We start from the raw sequence: 14,733 nt of genomic DNA, 5'->3' as shown, positions 1-14,733 counted from the left end.
TGCACCAGCGCGCGGCCGGTGGAGCCGAACAGCAGGCCGCGGAAGCCGCCGAGGCCCCGGCTGCCGATCACCAGGCAGCGGGTGTGTGTCGCGATACCGTGCGGCAGCGCCTCGATCCGGATGGGGACGGAATCGAGCCCGGTGGCCCGGCACTCGTCGACGGTGGTGGTCAGGGCGTGCAACTGGGCGGTGCGGATGCGGGGACGCACATGTAGACGTGGTCGGCTCCCACCGCTTCGGCGGCCAGGACCGCGCCGAGATGCGGCGCGACGGCGAGGAGCATCTGATCCTTAGGGCTGAGCGGCTCGCTCTCCATGTCGTTGCGACGACAACGGCCCGCAGCTTGCGGCCTGTGGGGAATCCGGCGCCGCCGCGCCCGGTGTGCCCTGCTCCCTCGACAATCGAGATCAGGGCAGCGCCTGGTCGGGGAGCAGGGCCGTGTTGCTCCAGGTTCGGTCAGGCCCAGCGGTCTGTTGGTGGAGTACCAGCCGTGCAGCAGCCGCAGGGTCGTGTCCGGTTGGTCGGGTGCGCACAGCGGTGCGGGGATCATCGGGCTCCTCTGAGGGCGACGAGGGAGAGGGCGGCGCGGCGGGACCAGCCGGGCTGCAGTGGCCCGGTGGCCAGGGCGCCAGCTTCGCTGATGCGGCCGGAGCTCCAAGCCCGCTGGTGCCGAGAGACGCCTCATGACGGGCCCCTCTCCTCGGGGCGGAGGGACTCCTACAATCCTTGGGCGAGCAGGAGGTCGTGGGCGAGGCGGGCGGCGCGGGCGGGGCGTTCGGGGTCGGGCTCCTGGTCGGGGATGTCCTCCAGGCCCTGGATGAGGGCGCGGATGGCCTGGCCGAGGGCTTGGACCTGGGCCTCCAGCAGTTCGACGCGTTCGACGGCGCTCTCGACGTCGCGGCCGGTCGGGTGGAGGGCTACGTCCGGTTGGCTGGGGCTTGTGTCGTGTGTCATCGTGGGTTCCTCTTGGTGGGGTGGCTGCTTGGCTACTCGGCGGGCTTGATCAGGCCGTAGTGGCCGTCGTAGCGGTGGTAGAGGACGTTGCCACGGTCGGTGAATTCGTCGGTGTAGAACACGAACGGCTGCCCGAGGGCGTCCATGCGCCGTTTCGCGGCGCCGGCGTTCATCCGGGGCGCGGGAACGGGGCTGACAGTCAACGGCGCGGCGGTGGTACCGAGTTGCCCGGCGCTAGGACAGACCTGGGCGAGCCGGTAGCCGGTGGGTGAGGCGCGGTAGAGGACGCTGTCCTCGCCTACCTCGCCCTGGGCTACGAGCTCGACTTCGGGCATCGGGGCGGCCACCAGGTGGCTTGTCATCGGAGTTCCTCCGTTCGCGGTCGTGGCCGAACGGGCGTCAGGTGTAGCGGGTCAGGCCGCCGATCCCCTGGGCGGGTGCGCCAGGGGCACCCGGGCGGAGGATCCGGACATCGGCGCCGGTCAGCAGCGCCGATCGGACGGCGATGTCCGCGAGGTCGGCTTGCACCACCGGGGTGAGGTCCGTCGGCAGGGAGGCGGGCTGGTCGGCGATGTCGGTCGGGCCGGGTCCGAACCACGCGGTGCGGTGGCCGGTGAGGCTGTCTGAGATCAGCAGGGTGCGCAGTGCGCCGTCGGCGAGCGCACGCACGGTCGCGTAGACGCCCTCCACGGTGTGGCCGCGGGGCGAGCGCCCGTCGTCGAGTCGGCGCAGCAAGGCCTCGGTCGCCTCGCGTCCGGCGCGACAGGTCTCCGCCTCGACCTGGGCCATGCGCTGGGGCCAGGCGCCGTCGGGGCTGCGGCTGCCGCTGACCGGCCGGATGGACACGTCGCGGCGCACCCAAGTGGGCAGGTGTTTGGTGAGGTATTGGCGGGCGCGGACGTCGCCGGCCAGCATCAGCACGTGGGCGTCCACTTCCGCCAGCGCCGTGTCCAGTGCTTCGGCGACCTGGACGGCATTGTGTTCCCAGGAGTCCTCGGCGCGGTGCTGGTAGCGCATCTGGGATCGGCCGCCGGGCCGGTTGCGCTCGATCTCGTCGTCCGAGCCGATGACGGTTCGGCGGGGGCCTTCCGTGGCGCCGGCGGGGTAGAGCCGAAGGTCGGCGCCGGTACGGTCGACGACCGCGACGACGTGGGCGGGGTGATCCTGGCGCCAGGCCAGCAACGGCAGTAGATGCGGCAGCGGCGCCCTGGTAACCAGGTCTCTCTGTCCGAATCCGGGCAGGACCGCCGAGTGCACCACCTCACCGCGCGCGGCGTAAGCGGCGAGCACACCGGACCCGGGCTGGGAGGAGAGGAAGCGCCGGGTCAGGGCATCCAGGTCGTGGGCCCCGGCCCCCTGGCTCGCGAGGACGCGGCACAGGCCCTGCCAGCGTTCCTCCGCGTTCAGGCCCATCTCCGGGCGCGGATCGAGATCGAAGTAGACCGACAGGACGGGGCCGGGTGTGGTGAGTACATCACGCAGGGCCTGGGTGCCCGTCTCGGTTCCGGTAGTCATCCGAGCCCTCCTCGGGACGGAAGCGGTGCAGGGGCGGATGGGAGAAGCCAAAGCGGTACAGTCCCGGTGCTTGCGTTGCCCGAGGAGTCGGAGCGATGCGCGGGGCTGTTTCCGCTCTGTCGGATGGTCCCACGGAGAGCCGGATCCGGCAGCGGATCGGCCTTCGTCATGGCCCGGCCGTTGATCGTCGGGCACGACTTTCGGCGGCCCGTCCGGCCCTCACACCCCGTGGCGGATCTCGCTTTTGTTTCCACAACCCCACCATGCGCGGCCCACCCGGTCCTGCCCAAGGTCCGGTCGCCTCCACCGGACGGGGCCACCCGGCCCTGACGGGTGCGGTGCGAGGACCGGAAAGCGGCCAGGAGGCGGGGCGCGGGCGTCCGGCTGTGGAAGTCCTCCGCGTTGGCGAAGAACAGCGGGGAGTCGTAGCGGTAGATCGCCAGCCCGGGAATGGTGCGGGCCTGGGGATAGTCGTCGATGTCGTGCATGCCGGCCAGGCCGGGGGCCACCGGCAGATGCCTCAGCAGCGGGACGACTATCGCCCGCAGGCCCGCGACCGGCGGCAGGCCGGCGACGGTGGCATAGGCCATGACCTGCGGCACCAGGTAGGCGGCGACGGTCAGGCCGGCTGGCAGGTCCCCGCGCAGCCACTCGCGCCGGTAGTGCCCGAGCACCGCAAGCCCGGGCAGTGCGGGCACGAGGCGGCGCCGGTCCGGGCCGGGGGCATCGGCGTGCCGCGCCATGGATCTCCTTCCTCCCGGACTCAGCATGCCGCCGCGAGCGCCCGGTCGCGCGGCAGCGGCTAGCGTGCGGAGGTGGCCGGAGAACTGCTTCTGAGACACGCACCTTGACACCCATGGCCTCGGTGCCCATGACGTCGGTCCGGAGGCGTCCGACGAGCGGGATGAGGCTCACGCTCCCCACGTGGTCGTCGGAGGTCGCGTTCGGGCGATTCTGCCGAGGTCCTCAAGGGTGACGATGCCGACCAGCCGGCCGCCGTCCAGGACCAGGATCGGCGGTTGGGCGGTCGCGTGGTCCAGGACCTCGACGAGGTCGTCCCCGGGTGCGGCGACCACGCACTCGGAGAGCGGGGTGGCCAGATCGCGGACACGTATTCCGGATCGGCGGTCGGGCGGGACCGTCGTGAGGCGGCGCAGGTCGACCAGGCCGCTCGGGCGGCCGGCGAAGTCGACGACCGGGATGAGCGGGTGGTGGGTGTGCGCGGCGGGTTCGGTGAGGAAGCGGTCAACGAGGAGCCAGTCGGGCCCGGTGGCCACCGGAGAGGTCATGACCTCTCTGACCGGAGTGCCGCGCAAGGCTGCCACCAGGGCGGCGCGGCGGACCTCGGCCAAGGCGGAGGACCACATGAACAGGCCGACGACCACGAGCCAGATCCCGGCGCCGATGCCACGGAGGAACTCCAACCAGCCGGCGACGGAGAGCAGGAGGCCACCGACCTGACCGACCCGGCCGGCGACGCGCTCGGCGCGTTCGCGGTCACGTCCGCGCCGCCACACCGCCGCCTGGAGGATCCGTCCGCCGTCCAGGGGAGCGGCGGGCAGCAGGTTGAACACGCCGAGCAGCAGATTGGCCCAGCCGGTCCACAGCAGAACCGCCGCAGGCATCGTCCAGCGGAGCGCGTGTTGGGCGCCGAGCCCGGCGGCCAGGGACAGCCCGCCCAGCACCAGGCTGGTGAGCGGTCCGATCCCGGCGACGGCGAACTGGAGTCCGGGACTCGGCGCACGTCCCATCCGGGTGATGCCACCGAGCGCGAAGACGGTCATGTCGTCCACCCGGATCCCGGCCCGTCGCGCGGTGACGGCATGGGCCGTCTCGTGCAACAGCAGGCTGAGGGTGAGCAGCAGCGCCCCGACCACGCCGGCGAGGCCGTAGACGGCGGCGGAGCGGCCAGGGACCCAGGCCGGAAGCGTTCGCCCGGCCAGGCCGACGCCGAGGAAGAGGACCAGGACAAGCGCGCTCCAGTGGACCCGCAGCGGTATGCCGAAGATCCTGCCCAACGGTGCGGACCCGCGCATCCTGACCTCCTGAGGGCCGCCGACAGCCCTTCGCACCTCCACTGTCCTTTCCCCACACGGGTCGGCCCAGGGCCGTACGGGCACGCCACCGGGACCGACGGACCTGTCTCGCCCCCGTACCTGGCCGGACGAGGGCCGGCACCTGGCGCCGTTCGCGCCCCGGGCGAGCCCGTTGTCGGCCATCACCGCGAGGACCTGGTCAGCCTCCTGCGGGGTCCGGCAGAACGGGATCATCACGACGACGTCGGTGAGCCCGAGTTCGTCCCGGGCCCGGCGCAGCGCCCGGCACTCCAGGGCGAAGCCCTCGCGGTACCCGGGGTCGTAGTAGCGGCTCGCGCCGCGCCAGCCGATCATCGGGTTGGCCTCGGTGGGCTCGAAGGGTGTGCCGCCGATCAGCCGGGCGTACTCGTTGGTCTTGAAGTCGCTGGTGCGCACGACCACCGGGTCCGGCCGGCGGGAGGCGGCGATCCGGGCCACGCCGTGGGCGAGGCGGTCGACGAAGTAGTCGGTCCGGTCCGGGTAACCGTAGGTCAGCTCGTCGACGAGCGGCCGGTCCTCGGCCGACAGCCTCTCGGGGTGGACCAGCGCCATCGGGTGGACGCGCACCTGATGGGCGACCACGAACTCGGTACGGGCCAGGCCCACTCCATGCGCCGGCAGACGCCACCAGCGGAACGCGGCGCCGGGGTCGGCCAGGTTGAGCATGACTTTCGTCCGGGTGACGGGCAGCGAACCGAGGTCGGTCTCGGTTGCCTCGTACGTGACCTGGCCCGCGTAGACGTGGCCGTCCGCGCCTTCGGCGCAGGAGACCGTGACCTCCTGCCCGTCGGTCAGCACGGCGGTGGCTGATCCGGTGCCGACCACCGCGGGGACGCCCAGCTCGCGGCTGACGATCGCGGCGTGCGAGGTGCGCCCGCCGTGGTCGGTCACGATGGCGGAGGCGCGCTTCATCAGCGGCTCCCAGTCCGGGTCGGTGATCGGTGTGACCAGGACCGCGCCCTGCGGGAAGCGTTCCAGCCCGACCGGCTCGGCCAGCGCGCACACCGGCCCGGCCCCGATCGCCTCGCCGACGGCGATGCCGTCCACCAGACGGCCGCCCGTGCCGGTCAGCCGGAACCGGCGCAGCACCTCGCCTCGGCGGCGGGACTGCACGGTCTCCGGCCGGGCCTGGACGAGGAACAGCTGCCCGCTGATCCCGTCCTTGGCCCACTCCAGGTCCATCGGGCAGCCGTAGTGCTCCTCCACCTCGGTGTCGAGGGTGAACGCCACGCCCGCGCCCGCGAGATCGGAGCGCACCATGAGCTAGACGCCGACCGACAGGGCGAGGGAGAGGTGGTCGAAGCCCATTCGCTCCCGGTAGTCGATCGCCCGGTCGGTGAACAGCGAAGCGAAGCAGCGGCGGCAGGCGTCCAACACGGCCTCAGTGCCCCGGACGTTGAGAAAGGTCTCCTGCTGGCCCGCGAAGCTCGCCTCGGGCAGGTCCTCGGCCGTTGCGCTGCTACGCACGGCGACATCGGGGTTCTCCCGACCGGCCTCGCGGGCGAGTTGACCGTACGCCTCCACGACCTCGCGTTCGAGCGCGGGCGGCAGGGGAGTGGCCAGGACGGCGGACCGGATCGCGGCGCCGACCTCGGCCAGCGGGGCGCCGTCGTGCAGCCGGTCGAGGTCGGCGATCAGTTCGCGGAGGCCCCCGGTGTCGATCAGTTCGCGGTAGGCGTCCGCCGTGGTGGCGAAGCCGTCGGGCACCCGGACCCCGGCGAGGCCCAGGCCGTTGATCAGCTCACCGAGGGAGGCGTTCTTGCCGCCGACCAGGCCGACGTCCTCCCGGCCGAGGTCGCGGAAGCGGATGACACGGCGCACGGCGTCCTCCAGACGCTGTGGCCCGGCGGCGCCGGACGCGCCAGGGGCTCCGTCGCTGCCCACTGTGCTCCGGCGTGGCGGTGCGGGGCAGAGCCGCAGGCTCCCGGGAACCGGTCCGGTCGGTCGTTCCTCCAGGGCCGTTCGACCCAGCTGGCCGGGTGCGCCGGACAGCGACGGAACGGAACCGGCCCGGCTCCGCCACGCACCGGACGTTCAGGTGCGGGCGACGACCTTGCGCACGCCGTAGGCGCCAGCACCGAGCGCGATCACCACGGCGCCCCACAGCACGGAGGACGTCGGGAGGGCGAAGGCCAGGACGAGGCAGCCGGCCGCGCCGATGATCGGGACGGCCCGGGGCGGGCGTCCCTCCGTGCGCGTGAGGGTCCAGGCGGAGGCGTTGGCGACGGCGTAGTAGGTGAGCACGCCGAAGGAGGAGAAGCCGATCGCGCCGCGCACGTCGGCGGTGGCCGCGAGGACGGCGACGACGGCGCCGATGGCGAGTTCGGCGCGATGCGGCACAGCGAAGCGCGGGTGGACGGCGGCGAGTCGGTGGGGCAGGTGCCGGTCGCGGGCCATCGCGAGGGTGGTGCGCGACACCCCGAGGATCAGCGCGAGCAGCGAACCGAGGGCGGCCACCGCCGCGCCGACGCGCACCACCGGGGCGAGACCCGGCACTCCGGCGGCCCGGACCGCGTCGGCCAGCGGCGCCGCGGTGTGGGCCAGGCGCTCGGGGCCGAGCACGGCCAAGATGGCGAGCGCGACGACGGCGTACACGACCAGGGTGATGCCGAGTGCCACCGAGATCGCGCGGGGGATCGTGCGCTGCGGCTCACGGACCTCCTCGCCGAGAGTCGCGATGCGCGCGTACCCGGCGAAGGCGAAGAACAGTAGACCGGCGGCCTGCAGTACCCCGTGAAACCCGGCGTCCGCACCGACCGTCCAGTGGCCACTGTCTGCGGCATCGCTGGTCAGACAGGCGGTGACCACGGTGGCCAGCACCCCCAGCACGACGGCGACGATGGCCCTCGTCAGCCAGGCCGCCTTCTGCACCCCGACGTAGTTGACCGCGGTGAGCGCCACCACCGCCGCGACCGCCACGGTGTGGGCCTGCGCGGGCCACACGTAGGAGCCCACCGTCAGCGCCATCGCCGCGCACGAGGCCGTCTTGCCGACGACGAAGCCCCACCCGGCCAGGTATCCCCAGAAGTCGCCGAGTCGCTCGCGGCCGTAGACGTAGGTGCCGCCCGACTGCGGGTAGCGGGCGGCCAGCCGCGCCGAGGAGGTCGCGTTGCAGTACGCGACCACGCCGGCCAGCGCCAGACCGATCAGCAGCCCGGACCCGGCCGCCGCAGCCGCGGGCGCGAGCGCGGCGAAGATGCCAGCGCCGATCATCGACCCCAGCCCGATCACCACGGCGTCGAACACGCCCAGGTGTCTCCGCAGTTCCTCGGTCCCGGCGGATGGCGCCGACGTGCTCATGACCTCTACCTCTCACCAGTGCGGTTCGACGTCGGTGCACGTTACTGGAGGGAGGTCGCGAGAGTACGGGCGGCTGCCGGGAAGCGGAACCGGCGCCGGAGCAGGAGTTCACCCCGCCCGGTGCCCGTGCTGGGCGGCGATCCGGTGGGCGTGCGCGACGATCTCGGCAGCCGCGTGCTCGCCGACGCCGAGAGCATGGCTGAGCCGGTGGGCGCTCCAGCCGTGCCGGGCGAGCAGAACGGGAAGCGGGTGGTGAGGGGCCTGCTCGGCGGCGGCTGGCACCGGCGCGGGCGGCGCAGCGGGCGTGGGCGCGGTCGTGCGGCGGCGGACGACCGCGCGCCGCAGTTCGTCCGCGCCCCAGACCAGGAACGGGAACGGCGCCACGATGAGCAGTTGGGTGGGGGAGAGGGCCGCCGTGCCGAACACCCCGTGCAGCGCAGGCAGGTAGACGATCGCAGCTGCGAACGCGAGTGAGAGGCCGATGCCGCCGAGCAGTTGCGGGTTGCTGATCACGCCGATCGCGCGCAGCGGGGCACGGTCGGTCCGGGCGGCGAAGGCGGTGCCTATCTGGCAGGCGACGATGCCTAGCCAGGCGACCGTGGTGGCCTCCTGGTACGGCACGTGCAGCGCGGCGCCCGGGCTGGTCGGGTCGCCGGGGTGCCAGCCGGCCAGGCCGAGAGTGAGGAAGTAGCCGCCCATGATCAGCGCGGCGGAGATCAGGCCGAGGAAACCCCAGGCCCGGGCGAGCATGGCCGGCCGGATCACCCGCTCCGAGCGTGGCCGGGGCGGGCGGTCCATCAGCCCCGGCTCGGCGCGCTCGCGACCGAGGGCGAGGGCCGGGAGGGTGTCGGTGCCGAGGTCGATGGCGAGGATCTGCATCACCGTCAACGGGAGGGGCACGGCACCGCCGGCGAGCGCGAAGACGAGGAAGGGGACGACCTCCGGCACGGCGTGGGTGAAGATGTAGACGATGAACTTGCGGATGTTGTCGTAGGTGCGCCGCCCCTCCGCGACGGCCGCCACGATGGTCGCGAAGTTGTCGTCGGTGAGCACCATGGTGGCGGCTTCCCGCGCGACCTCGGTGCCGGAGCGGCCCATGGCGACGCCGATGTCCGCACGTCGCAGTGCGGGCGCGTCGTTGACCCCGTCTCCGGTCATGGCGACGGTGTGGCCCTCGGCCCGCAGCGCGTCGGCGATCCGCAGCTTGGCCTCGGGCGAGGTGCGGGCGAAGATCACCTCCTCGCCCCGGGCCAGCAGGGCGTCCAGGCGGTCGTCGCCCATCGCGTCGAGCTCGGTGCCGGTGACGATACGCATGCCGCGGTGGCCGATGCCGGCCCGCTCGGCGACGGCGGCTGCGGTCAGTCCGTTGTCGCCGGTGACGACGTGCACGGTGATACCGGCCCGGTGGGCCTGCCGGATGGCCTGCGCCACCTCGGGCCTGGGCGGGTCGGCCATGGCGACCAGTCCGACGAGGCAGAGGTCGTGCTCGGCCTCCTCGCGGCGGGCCGGAGGCGGTTGACCGGGTGGGAGCGGTCGGCGCGCCACGGCGAGGACACGCAGTCCGCGCGCTGCCAGGCGGCCGACGGCGTGGACCACCTCGGTCCGGTCGGACGGGATGAGGGGGCGCGCGGTGCCGTGGTCGAGCAGGTGGGTCGCGTGGGTGAGCACCTCCTCCGGGGCGCCCTTGGTGTGCAGGACGACCACGCCCTCGCGGGCGTCGGCGGTGGTCATCAGCTTGACGTGCGGGTCGAAGCGGAACAACGCCCGGCGCTCGTCGTCCCGGCGCGCGGGCGTGCGCTCGATACCGAGGCGGGCGGCCAGGTCGAGGAGGGCGAGTTCGGTGGGGTCGCCGTGCCCCGCAGCCGGATCGGCGGTGGTGCAGGTGGCGGCGATGTCGGTGAGCAGCAGGGTCTCCTCATCCGACTCGGCGGCCCCCTCCATTCCGGTTCCGTTCGCCCCGGTGCCGGGAGTCCACACCTCCGTGACCCGCATCCGGTTCTCGGTCAGCGTGCCGGTCTTGTCGGTGCAGATCACCGTGGTGGAGCCGAGGGTCTCCACGGCGGACAGCCGCTTGACCACCGCGCCGCGCCGGGCGAGGTCGCGCACCCCGGAGGCGAGCGCGAGGGTGATCGTCGGCAGCAGGCCCTCGGGCACGTTGGCGACGAGCAGGCCGATGGCGAAGGCCACCGCGGCGGTCAGCGAGAGCCCCGCCGCAAGGCCCATCGGCAGGAACGCCAGTCCCACCCCGACGGCGATCACGGCGATCAGCCGGGCAACTCGCTTGACCTGGTGCTCCAGCGGGCTCTCCTCGCGCCGGGTGCGCTGGCTGAGCACGACCTCCGCGTTCTGCACCCCCGGTAGGGACCCGGGAGCGGCGGTGACCAGCGCCCGTGCGCCGAAGGTGCTCGCCGCCGCGAAGCCGGCGGCCCACTCCCGGCACAACTCGGCGAAGTGCCGCTCCAACAGCGGGGGTTCGAAGGCCACGCGGGCCGAGCGCCAGACCTCGGCGGGGTCCTGGCTCTCGAAAGCGGCCCGGTGCGGCCGGATGACGGCGTGGTCGAAGGCGAGCAGCGGTTCCGGATCCGGTAATGCGTCAGCCCGGGCCGGAAGGCGTCCGGGACGGCCGCGACGAGACCGCGCTCCTTGACCATGACGAGCACGCGCGGCGAACACGGAGTGGCGATCACATGGTGGACGTCCGGTGCCTCAGGCCGCGCTGAGATGGTCGAGGACATCGGTGACATCGTCGATGTCCCGGACCTCCGCCACGAGCCGGGGAATGCTCTCCCGGTCCAGCCGGCCGGCCAGGTCGACGACACCGTTGCGGACCGTCACCTCGACCGAGCCCTGCGGCAGGTGGAACTCGCGGGTGAGGATCCGGGACGTGATCTCCTCGCGGATGTGTTCGTCGTCCCGGACGAGGGCGCTCAGCAGCGCGGCCCGCCGAACGACACCCACGAGCCGCCCCTGCCAGTCGGCTACCGGCATCCGCTTGAGCCGGTAACGGGCGGCGGTCAGGGCGGCCTCGGAAACGGTCATGCCAGGCCGGACGGTGGTGGCGGGCGCCGTCATCAGGGTGGCGGCCGTCCCGCCCCGGGCCTTCTGTTGCAGGCCGCGATCACGCAGCCGCTCGATCGGGCCGGACGGATGCTCCATCGCCTCGACGGCGGCCTTCGCCAGCAGGTCGGACTCCGAGACCACGCCGATGACGCGGTCCTTCGCGTCGACCACCGGTACCGCGCCCACGTGCTCGCGGGCCAGCGTCCGGGCCAGCTCCGTGAACGGCAGCTCGCCCGACACCGCGACCGCCGGCACGTCCATGACGTCGCGCACCCGCAGGACCAGCGCGGGGCCGGGCTCGTCCGGCACAGCGGTGGCCTCCGGCGGGGCCGGTTCTGGTTCTGGTTCCCTGGCCCGGGCGGCGGAGATGCCCGCGACGGCGCCCAGGTAGCGCAGCAGCATGTCCTGCCGCTGCGGCTCCTCGGGGCTCCAGGCCTTGCCGGGAACGGATCGGCGGGATTCCGTCCCGGCGGAGAAGTGCTCGTGCTCGCTCATGGTATGGGCCTCCCTACGGTGCTCCCCACCCTTCGAGTCTTGGTCCGGTGCGCCGTCGCCGCTTGTGCCGGTCGGCCCCGAGCTCCCGGCGGACGGCCCAATCCGGGGCGACAGTCCGGCGCATCGGCCGGATGCTGGAGGAAGGGAAGTCGGATCGGCTGGAGGGCTCGCATGGTGCGGTTCCGGGACTTCCTCGCGCGGTTCCGCCCGGTCGGCACGCCCGGTGCACCCACGGCCGGCGTGCCCGCCGACCGGGCAGCCGAACTCGCCGCGGAGCTGGAGCAGCCGCTCGACGGGCTGGCGCAGGCCCAGGCCGAGGCGGCGGCCATCCGGGCCGAGGCGGCGGCGGAGGCCGAACGCATCCGGCAGGAGGCCGCCCGGAACGCAGCCCGGATCCTCGAACTCGCTCACGCCCGGGCGCCGCAGGTCCGCGCCGATGCCGCCGCCGCGGCCGGGCACGCGGGGGCGGCCCGGGCGGCCGAGCTGGCCGCCGAGGCGGAGCAGGCCGAGGCCCGGATCCGCAGCCGGGCCCGCGAGCGGATGCCCGCGCTGGCCGACCGGGCGGCGGTACTGGCGCTGGAACCGGCCGACGCCCCTGGGAGGCACCGGTGGCAGCAGGCTGGGTCGGCGGAGTGACCAGGGCCCGGGGGCTGTTGTCCCGCTGTCTCGGCCACCGCGAAGCCGGGGAGCTGGCGGCAGCGGACAGCTTCACCGAGGCCGTGCGGCGGCTGGCCGGGACACCTTACCGGCGCTTCCTCCCGCCGGACCCTGACCTGGCCGAGGCGCAGCGGGCGGTCTCCGCGACCCTGCTGTGGCATTTGAGGGTCCTCGCGGGCTGGCTGCCGCGCAGCGGCGCGCACGCCATGAGGGCCCTCGCCGCCGGCTTCGAGAGCGCCAACATCGAGGACCTGCTGCGTTCCTTTGGCGGGCCGGCCCAGCGTCGGCCGTACGCGCTCGGCGCGCTGGCGACCGCCTGGCGCCGGGCCGCCCACGCGCGCACACCGGAGGAGCTGCGCGCGGCCCTGGCGGCATCGGCGTGGGGCGACCCCGGGGGCGCGGATCCGGCGACGGCAGCGGTGGCCCTGCGCCTGTCGGCCGCCCACCGGGTCGCGGAGACCGTGCCGCCCGCCAGACAGTGGGCCCAGGGCCGGGCCGCCCTGCTGATGGCACGCACGGTGTTCGTCGTCGGCCGCCCGCTCCCCGGGAACGCCGGTCGGCAGGCGGCGCGTCTGCTCGGGCCCGGGGCCGTGGCAGCCGCGTCGTTCGAGGAGTTCCGCCGCGCGCTTCCCGCGGACGCGCGATGGGCGCTGGACGGCGTCGAGACCCCCGGCGACCTGTGGCAGGCAGAGACCCGGTGGTGGACGGTCGTGGACCGGGAGGGCCGTGACCTCCTGCGCGGCGCACAGTACGGCCTCGCGCCGGTGGTCGGAGCCGTCGCGGTCCTGTCCGTGGACGCCTGGCGGGTGCGCGCCGCACTGGAACTGGCCGCGCACGGCGGCGCGACCCCGGAGGTGGCGGATGCGCTGGGCTGAGGCGATGACTCCGGTGCGCATGCAGCGGGTGGCGATCGTCGCCCCGAGCACCGCGCTGCGCGAGACCCTCCTGCTGGTCGCCGACGCGGGCTGCGTCGAGGTCGACCGGATCGAGGACGCCACCCCGGGCCCGGCGGGCCGGCGGCTCCACCGGCTGCCCGTCGCGCCGTGGCAGCCGGCGGCCCTGTCCGGCACCCCGCCGGATCTCGACCGGCTGGAACGGGAGGCGCGGCTGGACCTTCTCGAAGGCGAGGCCCAGGTGGAGGAGCGGGCGGCGAGCGCCGTCCGCCGGGGCGAGGTGGCCGCGCTCGCCGGGTGGTGTCCGGCGGACCGGGTCGCGGAGCTCGCGGAGGCGCTGGCCGCCACCGGCGGCGGCCTGGTGGCCCTGCCTGCACCGCGTGGCGTCGACCCGCCCACCCTGTTGCGCGACGGAGGACCGCTCCGCCACGCGTTCTCACCGCTCGTGCGCACCTACGGCACGGCGCCGTACCGGGACCTCGACCCGACCTGGCCGGCCGGGATCGCGTACGTCGTGATGTTCGGCCTCATGTTCGGCGACGTCGGGCACGGGACGTTGCTGCTGCTGGCCGCGCTGGTGCTGCGGAGTGGACGGCCCCGGCGGCTGGCGCGGCTGCGCCCCGTGTGGCCGTTCCTGGCCGGGGCGGGGCTGTGCAGTGCGCTGGCGGGCGTGGCTTTCGGGGAGTTCTTCGGGCCGACCGGGGTGCTGCCAGTGCTGTGGCTGTCGCCGCTGGACCAGCCGGGACGGCTCCTGGCGGGGGCCGTGGGCCTGGGCGGCGTGCTGCTCGCCCTTTCCCACGTGGCCGGCGGGGTGAACCGGTGGCGCGAGGGCGGCCCGGCCCGGGCGCTGTCCGCGACGTCCGGGGTGGCGGGCCTGGCGATCTTCCTTGGCCTTGGGGCCGGCGGCGGCGGCGTGTACCTGCGGTCGCCCGGGCTCGCGGCGGGCGGGGCGGCGCTCCTCCTGGCCGGGCTCGGGCTGGCCGGTGCGGGCCTGTTCGGCGCGAGCGCGGGCGGGGCGGGCGGCGTGCTGCAGACGGCCGTCGAGCTCTTCGACGCCGTCCTGCGGCTCTTCGCGAACACGGTCTCCTTCTCCCGCCTGGCCGCCTTCGGACTCACCCACGCGGCGCTCGGACAGGTGGTGTGGCGCGGCACCGCCGCGCTGGCGAGACATGGCTCCTGGGGCCTGCTGGCGGCCGCGCTGCTCTTCGCCGTCGGCACCGCTCTCACCTTCGCGCTGGAGGCGCTGGTGGCCGGGATCCAGGCGCTGCGGCTGGAGTACTACGAGCTGTTCTCCCGCGTCTTCCAGAGCCTGGGACGGCCGTTCCGCCCCTGGCACGTGCCCGTCCTGCGAACGGAGGTGCCCCGTTGATCGCCTGGCTGATCGCGCTGCCCGTCCTCGCCGCCGTGCTCGGAGCGGCCCGGCTGCTGGCCCGTCGGCGCGGGAGGGCGGCCCTGCGCTGGCTGCTCGGCGTCAACGCCGCCGTCCTGGCCGGCGCGCTCGCCCTGCTGGTGACCGTGCTCGCCGACCCCGCCGGTGCGGCCGGGCCAGCCGCCGCGACGGGCTCCGGGGCGGGCTCGGCGGCGCTGATCGGGGCGAGCATCGCGGTGGCCGGAGCCTCGATCGGCGCGGCGATCGCCGTCGCGTACACCGGCGCTGCGGCCATCGCCGCGCTGAGCGAACGGCCCGAACTCTTCGGCCGGGCGATGGTGATCGTCGGCCTGGCCGAGGGCATCGCGGTGTACGGGCTGGTGGTGGCCGTCCTGCTGATCGGGAAGGCCTGACG

The 14,733-nt window shown here is 74.2% G+C and carries 13 protein-coding genes and 1 pseudogene; 4 read left to right on the top strand and 10 right to left on the bottom strand.

Features of this window, described 5'->3' with window-relative positions:
- The 10 genes and pseudogenes from ACH4E7_RS40985 to ACH4E7_RS40940 all read right to left on the bottom strand — a co-directional run.
- Positions 1 to 209 (bottom strand): annotated as a pseudogene (locus ACH4E7_RS40985) (hypothetical protein); the annotation flags it as partial.
- A gap of 508 nt (positions 210 to 717) precedes the next feature.
- Entirely contained in the window at positions 718 to 954 is a 237-nt protein-coding gene (locus tag ACH4E7_RS40980; protein ID WP_396254311.1) for a hypothetical protein, read from the bottom strand.
- A gap of 32 nt (positions 955 to 986) precedes the next feature.
- On the bottom strand, positions 987 to 1,316 hold the full coding sequence (locus ACH4E7_RS40975) for a sigma 54 modulation/S30EA ribosomal C-terminal domain-containing protein (protein WP_396254310.1): 330 nt from the start codon (positions 1,314 to 1,316) through the stop codon (positions 987 to 989).
- A 37-nt stretch (positions 1,317 to 1,353) separates the two neighbouring features.
- On the bottom strand, positions 1,354 to 2,469 hold the full coding sequence (locus ACH4E7_RS40970; RefSeq protein ID WP_396254309.1) for a Vms1/Ankzf1 family peptidyl-tRNA hydrolase: 1,116 nt from the start codon (positions 2,467 to 2,469) through the stop codon (positions 1,354 to 1,356).
- The gene (locus ACH4E7_RS40965; protein WP_396254308.1) at positions 2,466 to 3,212 is read right to left on the bottom strand and encodes a SulP family inorganic anion transporter; all 747 of its coding nucleotides are present in this window, start codon (positions 3,210 to 3,212) and stop codon (positions 2,466 to 2,468) included. Before ACH4E7_RS40965 ends, ACH4E7_RS40970 begins: the two co-directional genes overlap by 4 nt.
- A 168-nt stretch (positions 3,213 to 3,380) precedes the next feature.
- Complete coding sequence (locus ACH4E7_RS40960; protein WP_396254307.1) at positions 3,381 to 5,804, bottom strand: PEP-utilizing enzyme; 2,424 nt, start codon at positions 5,802 to 5,804, stop codon at positions 3,381 to 3,383.
- A 3-nt stretch (positions 5,805 to 5,807) separates the two neighbouring features.
- On the bottom strand, positions 5,808 to 6,365 hold the full coding sequence (locus ACH4E7_RS40955) for a PEP/pyruvate-binding domain-containing protein (RefSeq protein WP_396254306.1): 558 nt from the start codon (positions 6,363 to 6,365) through the stop codon (positions 5,808 to 5,810).
- A gap of 213 nt (positions 6,366 to 6,578) precedes the next feature.
- Positions 6,579 to 7,844: an APC family permease gene (locus tag ACH4E7_RS40950; RefSeq protein WP_396254305.1), complete on the bottom strand. Its 1,266-nt coding sequence runs from the start codon at positions 7,842 to 7,844 to the stop codon at positions 6,579 to 6,581.
- 108 nt (positions 7,845 to 7,952) lie between these two features.
- A complete protein-coding gene (locus ACH4E7_RS40945) occupies positions 7,953 to 10,328 on the bottom strand; it encodes a cation-translocating P-type ATPase (protein WP_396254304.1) in 2,376 nt (791 codons plus the stop codon).
- 222 nt (positions 10,329 to 10,550) lie between these two features.
- Positions 10,551 to 11,399, bottom strand: a complete 849-nt coding sequence (locus ACH4E7_RS40940; RefSeq protein ID WP_396254303.1) for a CBS domain-containing protein — start codon at positions 11,397 to 11,399, stop codon at positions 10,551 to 10,553.
- Between the two features lie 171 nt (positions 11,400 to 11,570).
- Here ACH4E7_RS40940 and ACH4E7_RS40935 point away from each other — a divergent pair, with 171 nt between their 5' ends.
- The 4 genes from ACH4E7_RS40935 to ACH4E7_RS40920 are packed head-to-tail and all read left to right on the top strand — an operon-like array spanning position 11,571 to position 14,731.
- Complete coding sequence (locus ACH4E7_RS40935; protein ID WP_396254302.1) at positions 11,571 to 12,035, top strand: hypothetical protein; 465 nt, start codon at positions 11,571 to 11,573, stop codon at positions 12,033 to 12,035.
- The gene (locus tag ACH4E7_RS40930) at positions 12,008 to 12,931 is read left to right on the top strand and encodes a V-type ATPase subunit (protein ID WP_396254301.1); all 924 of its coding nucleotides are present in this window, start codon (positions 12,008 to 12,010) and stop codon (positions 12,929 to 12,931) included. The genes ACH4E7_RS40935 and ACH4E7_RS40930 overlap by 28 nt, the downstream gene beginning before the upstream one ends.
- Positions 12,918 to 14,318, top strand: coding sequence for a V-type ATPase 116kDa subunit family protein (locus ACH4E7_RS40925; RefSeq protein WP_396254300.1), 1,401 nt, complete (start codon positions 12,918 to 12,920; stop codon positions 14,316 to 14,318). The genes ACH4E7_RS40930 and ACH4E7_RS40925 overlap by 14 nt, the downstream gene beginning before the upstream one ends.
- Positions 14,315 to 14,731, top strand: a complete 417-nt coding sequence (locus ACH4E7_RS40920; RefSeq protein ID WP_396254299.1) for an ATP synthase subunit C — start codon at positions 14,315 to 14,317, stop codon at positions 14,729 to 14,731. Before ACH4E7_RS40925 ends, ACH4E7_RS40920 begins: the two co-directional genes overlap by 4 nt.
- The last annotated feature ends 2 nt before the right edge of the window (positions 14,732 to 14,733 follow it).

This window comes from Kitasatospora sp. NPDC018058 (assembly GCF_044327205.1).
Classification (GTDB): Bacteria; Actinomycetota; Actinomycetes; order Streptomycetales; family Streptomycetaceae; genus Kitasatospora.
This window is presented reverse-complemented; position numbering and strand designations above follow the sequence as displayed.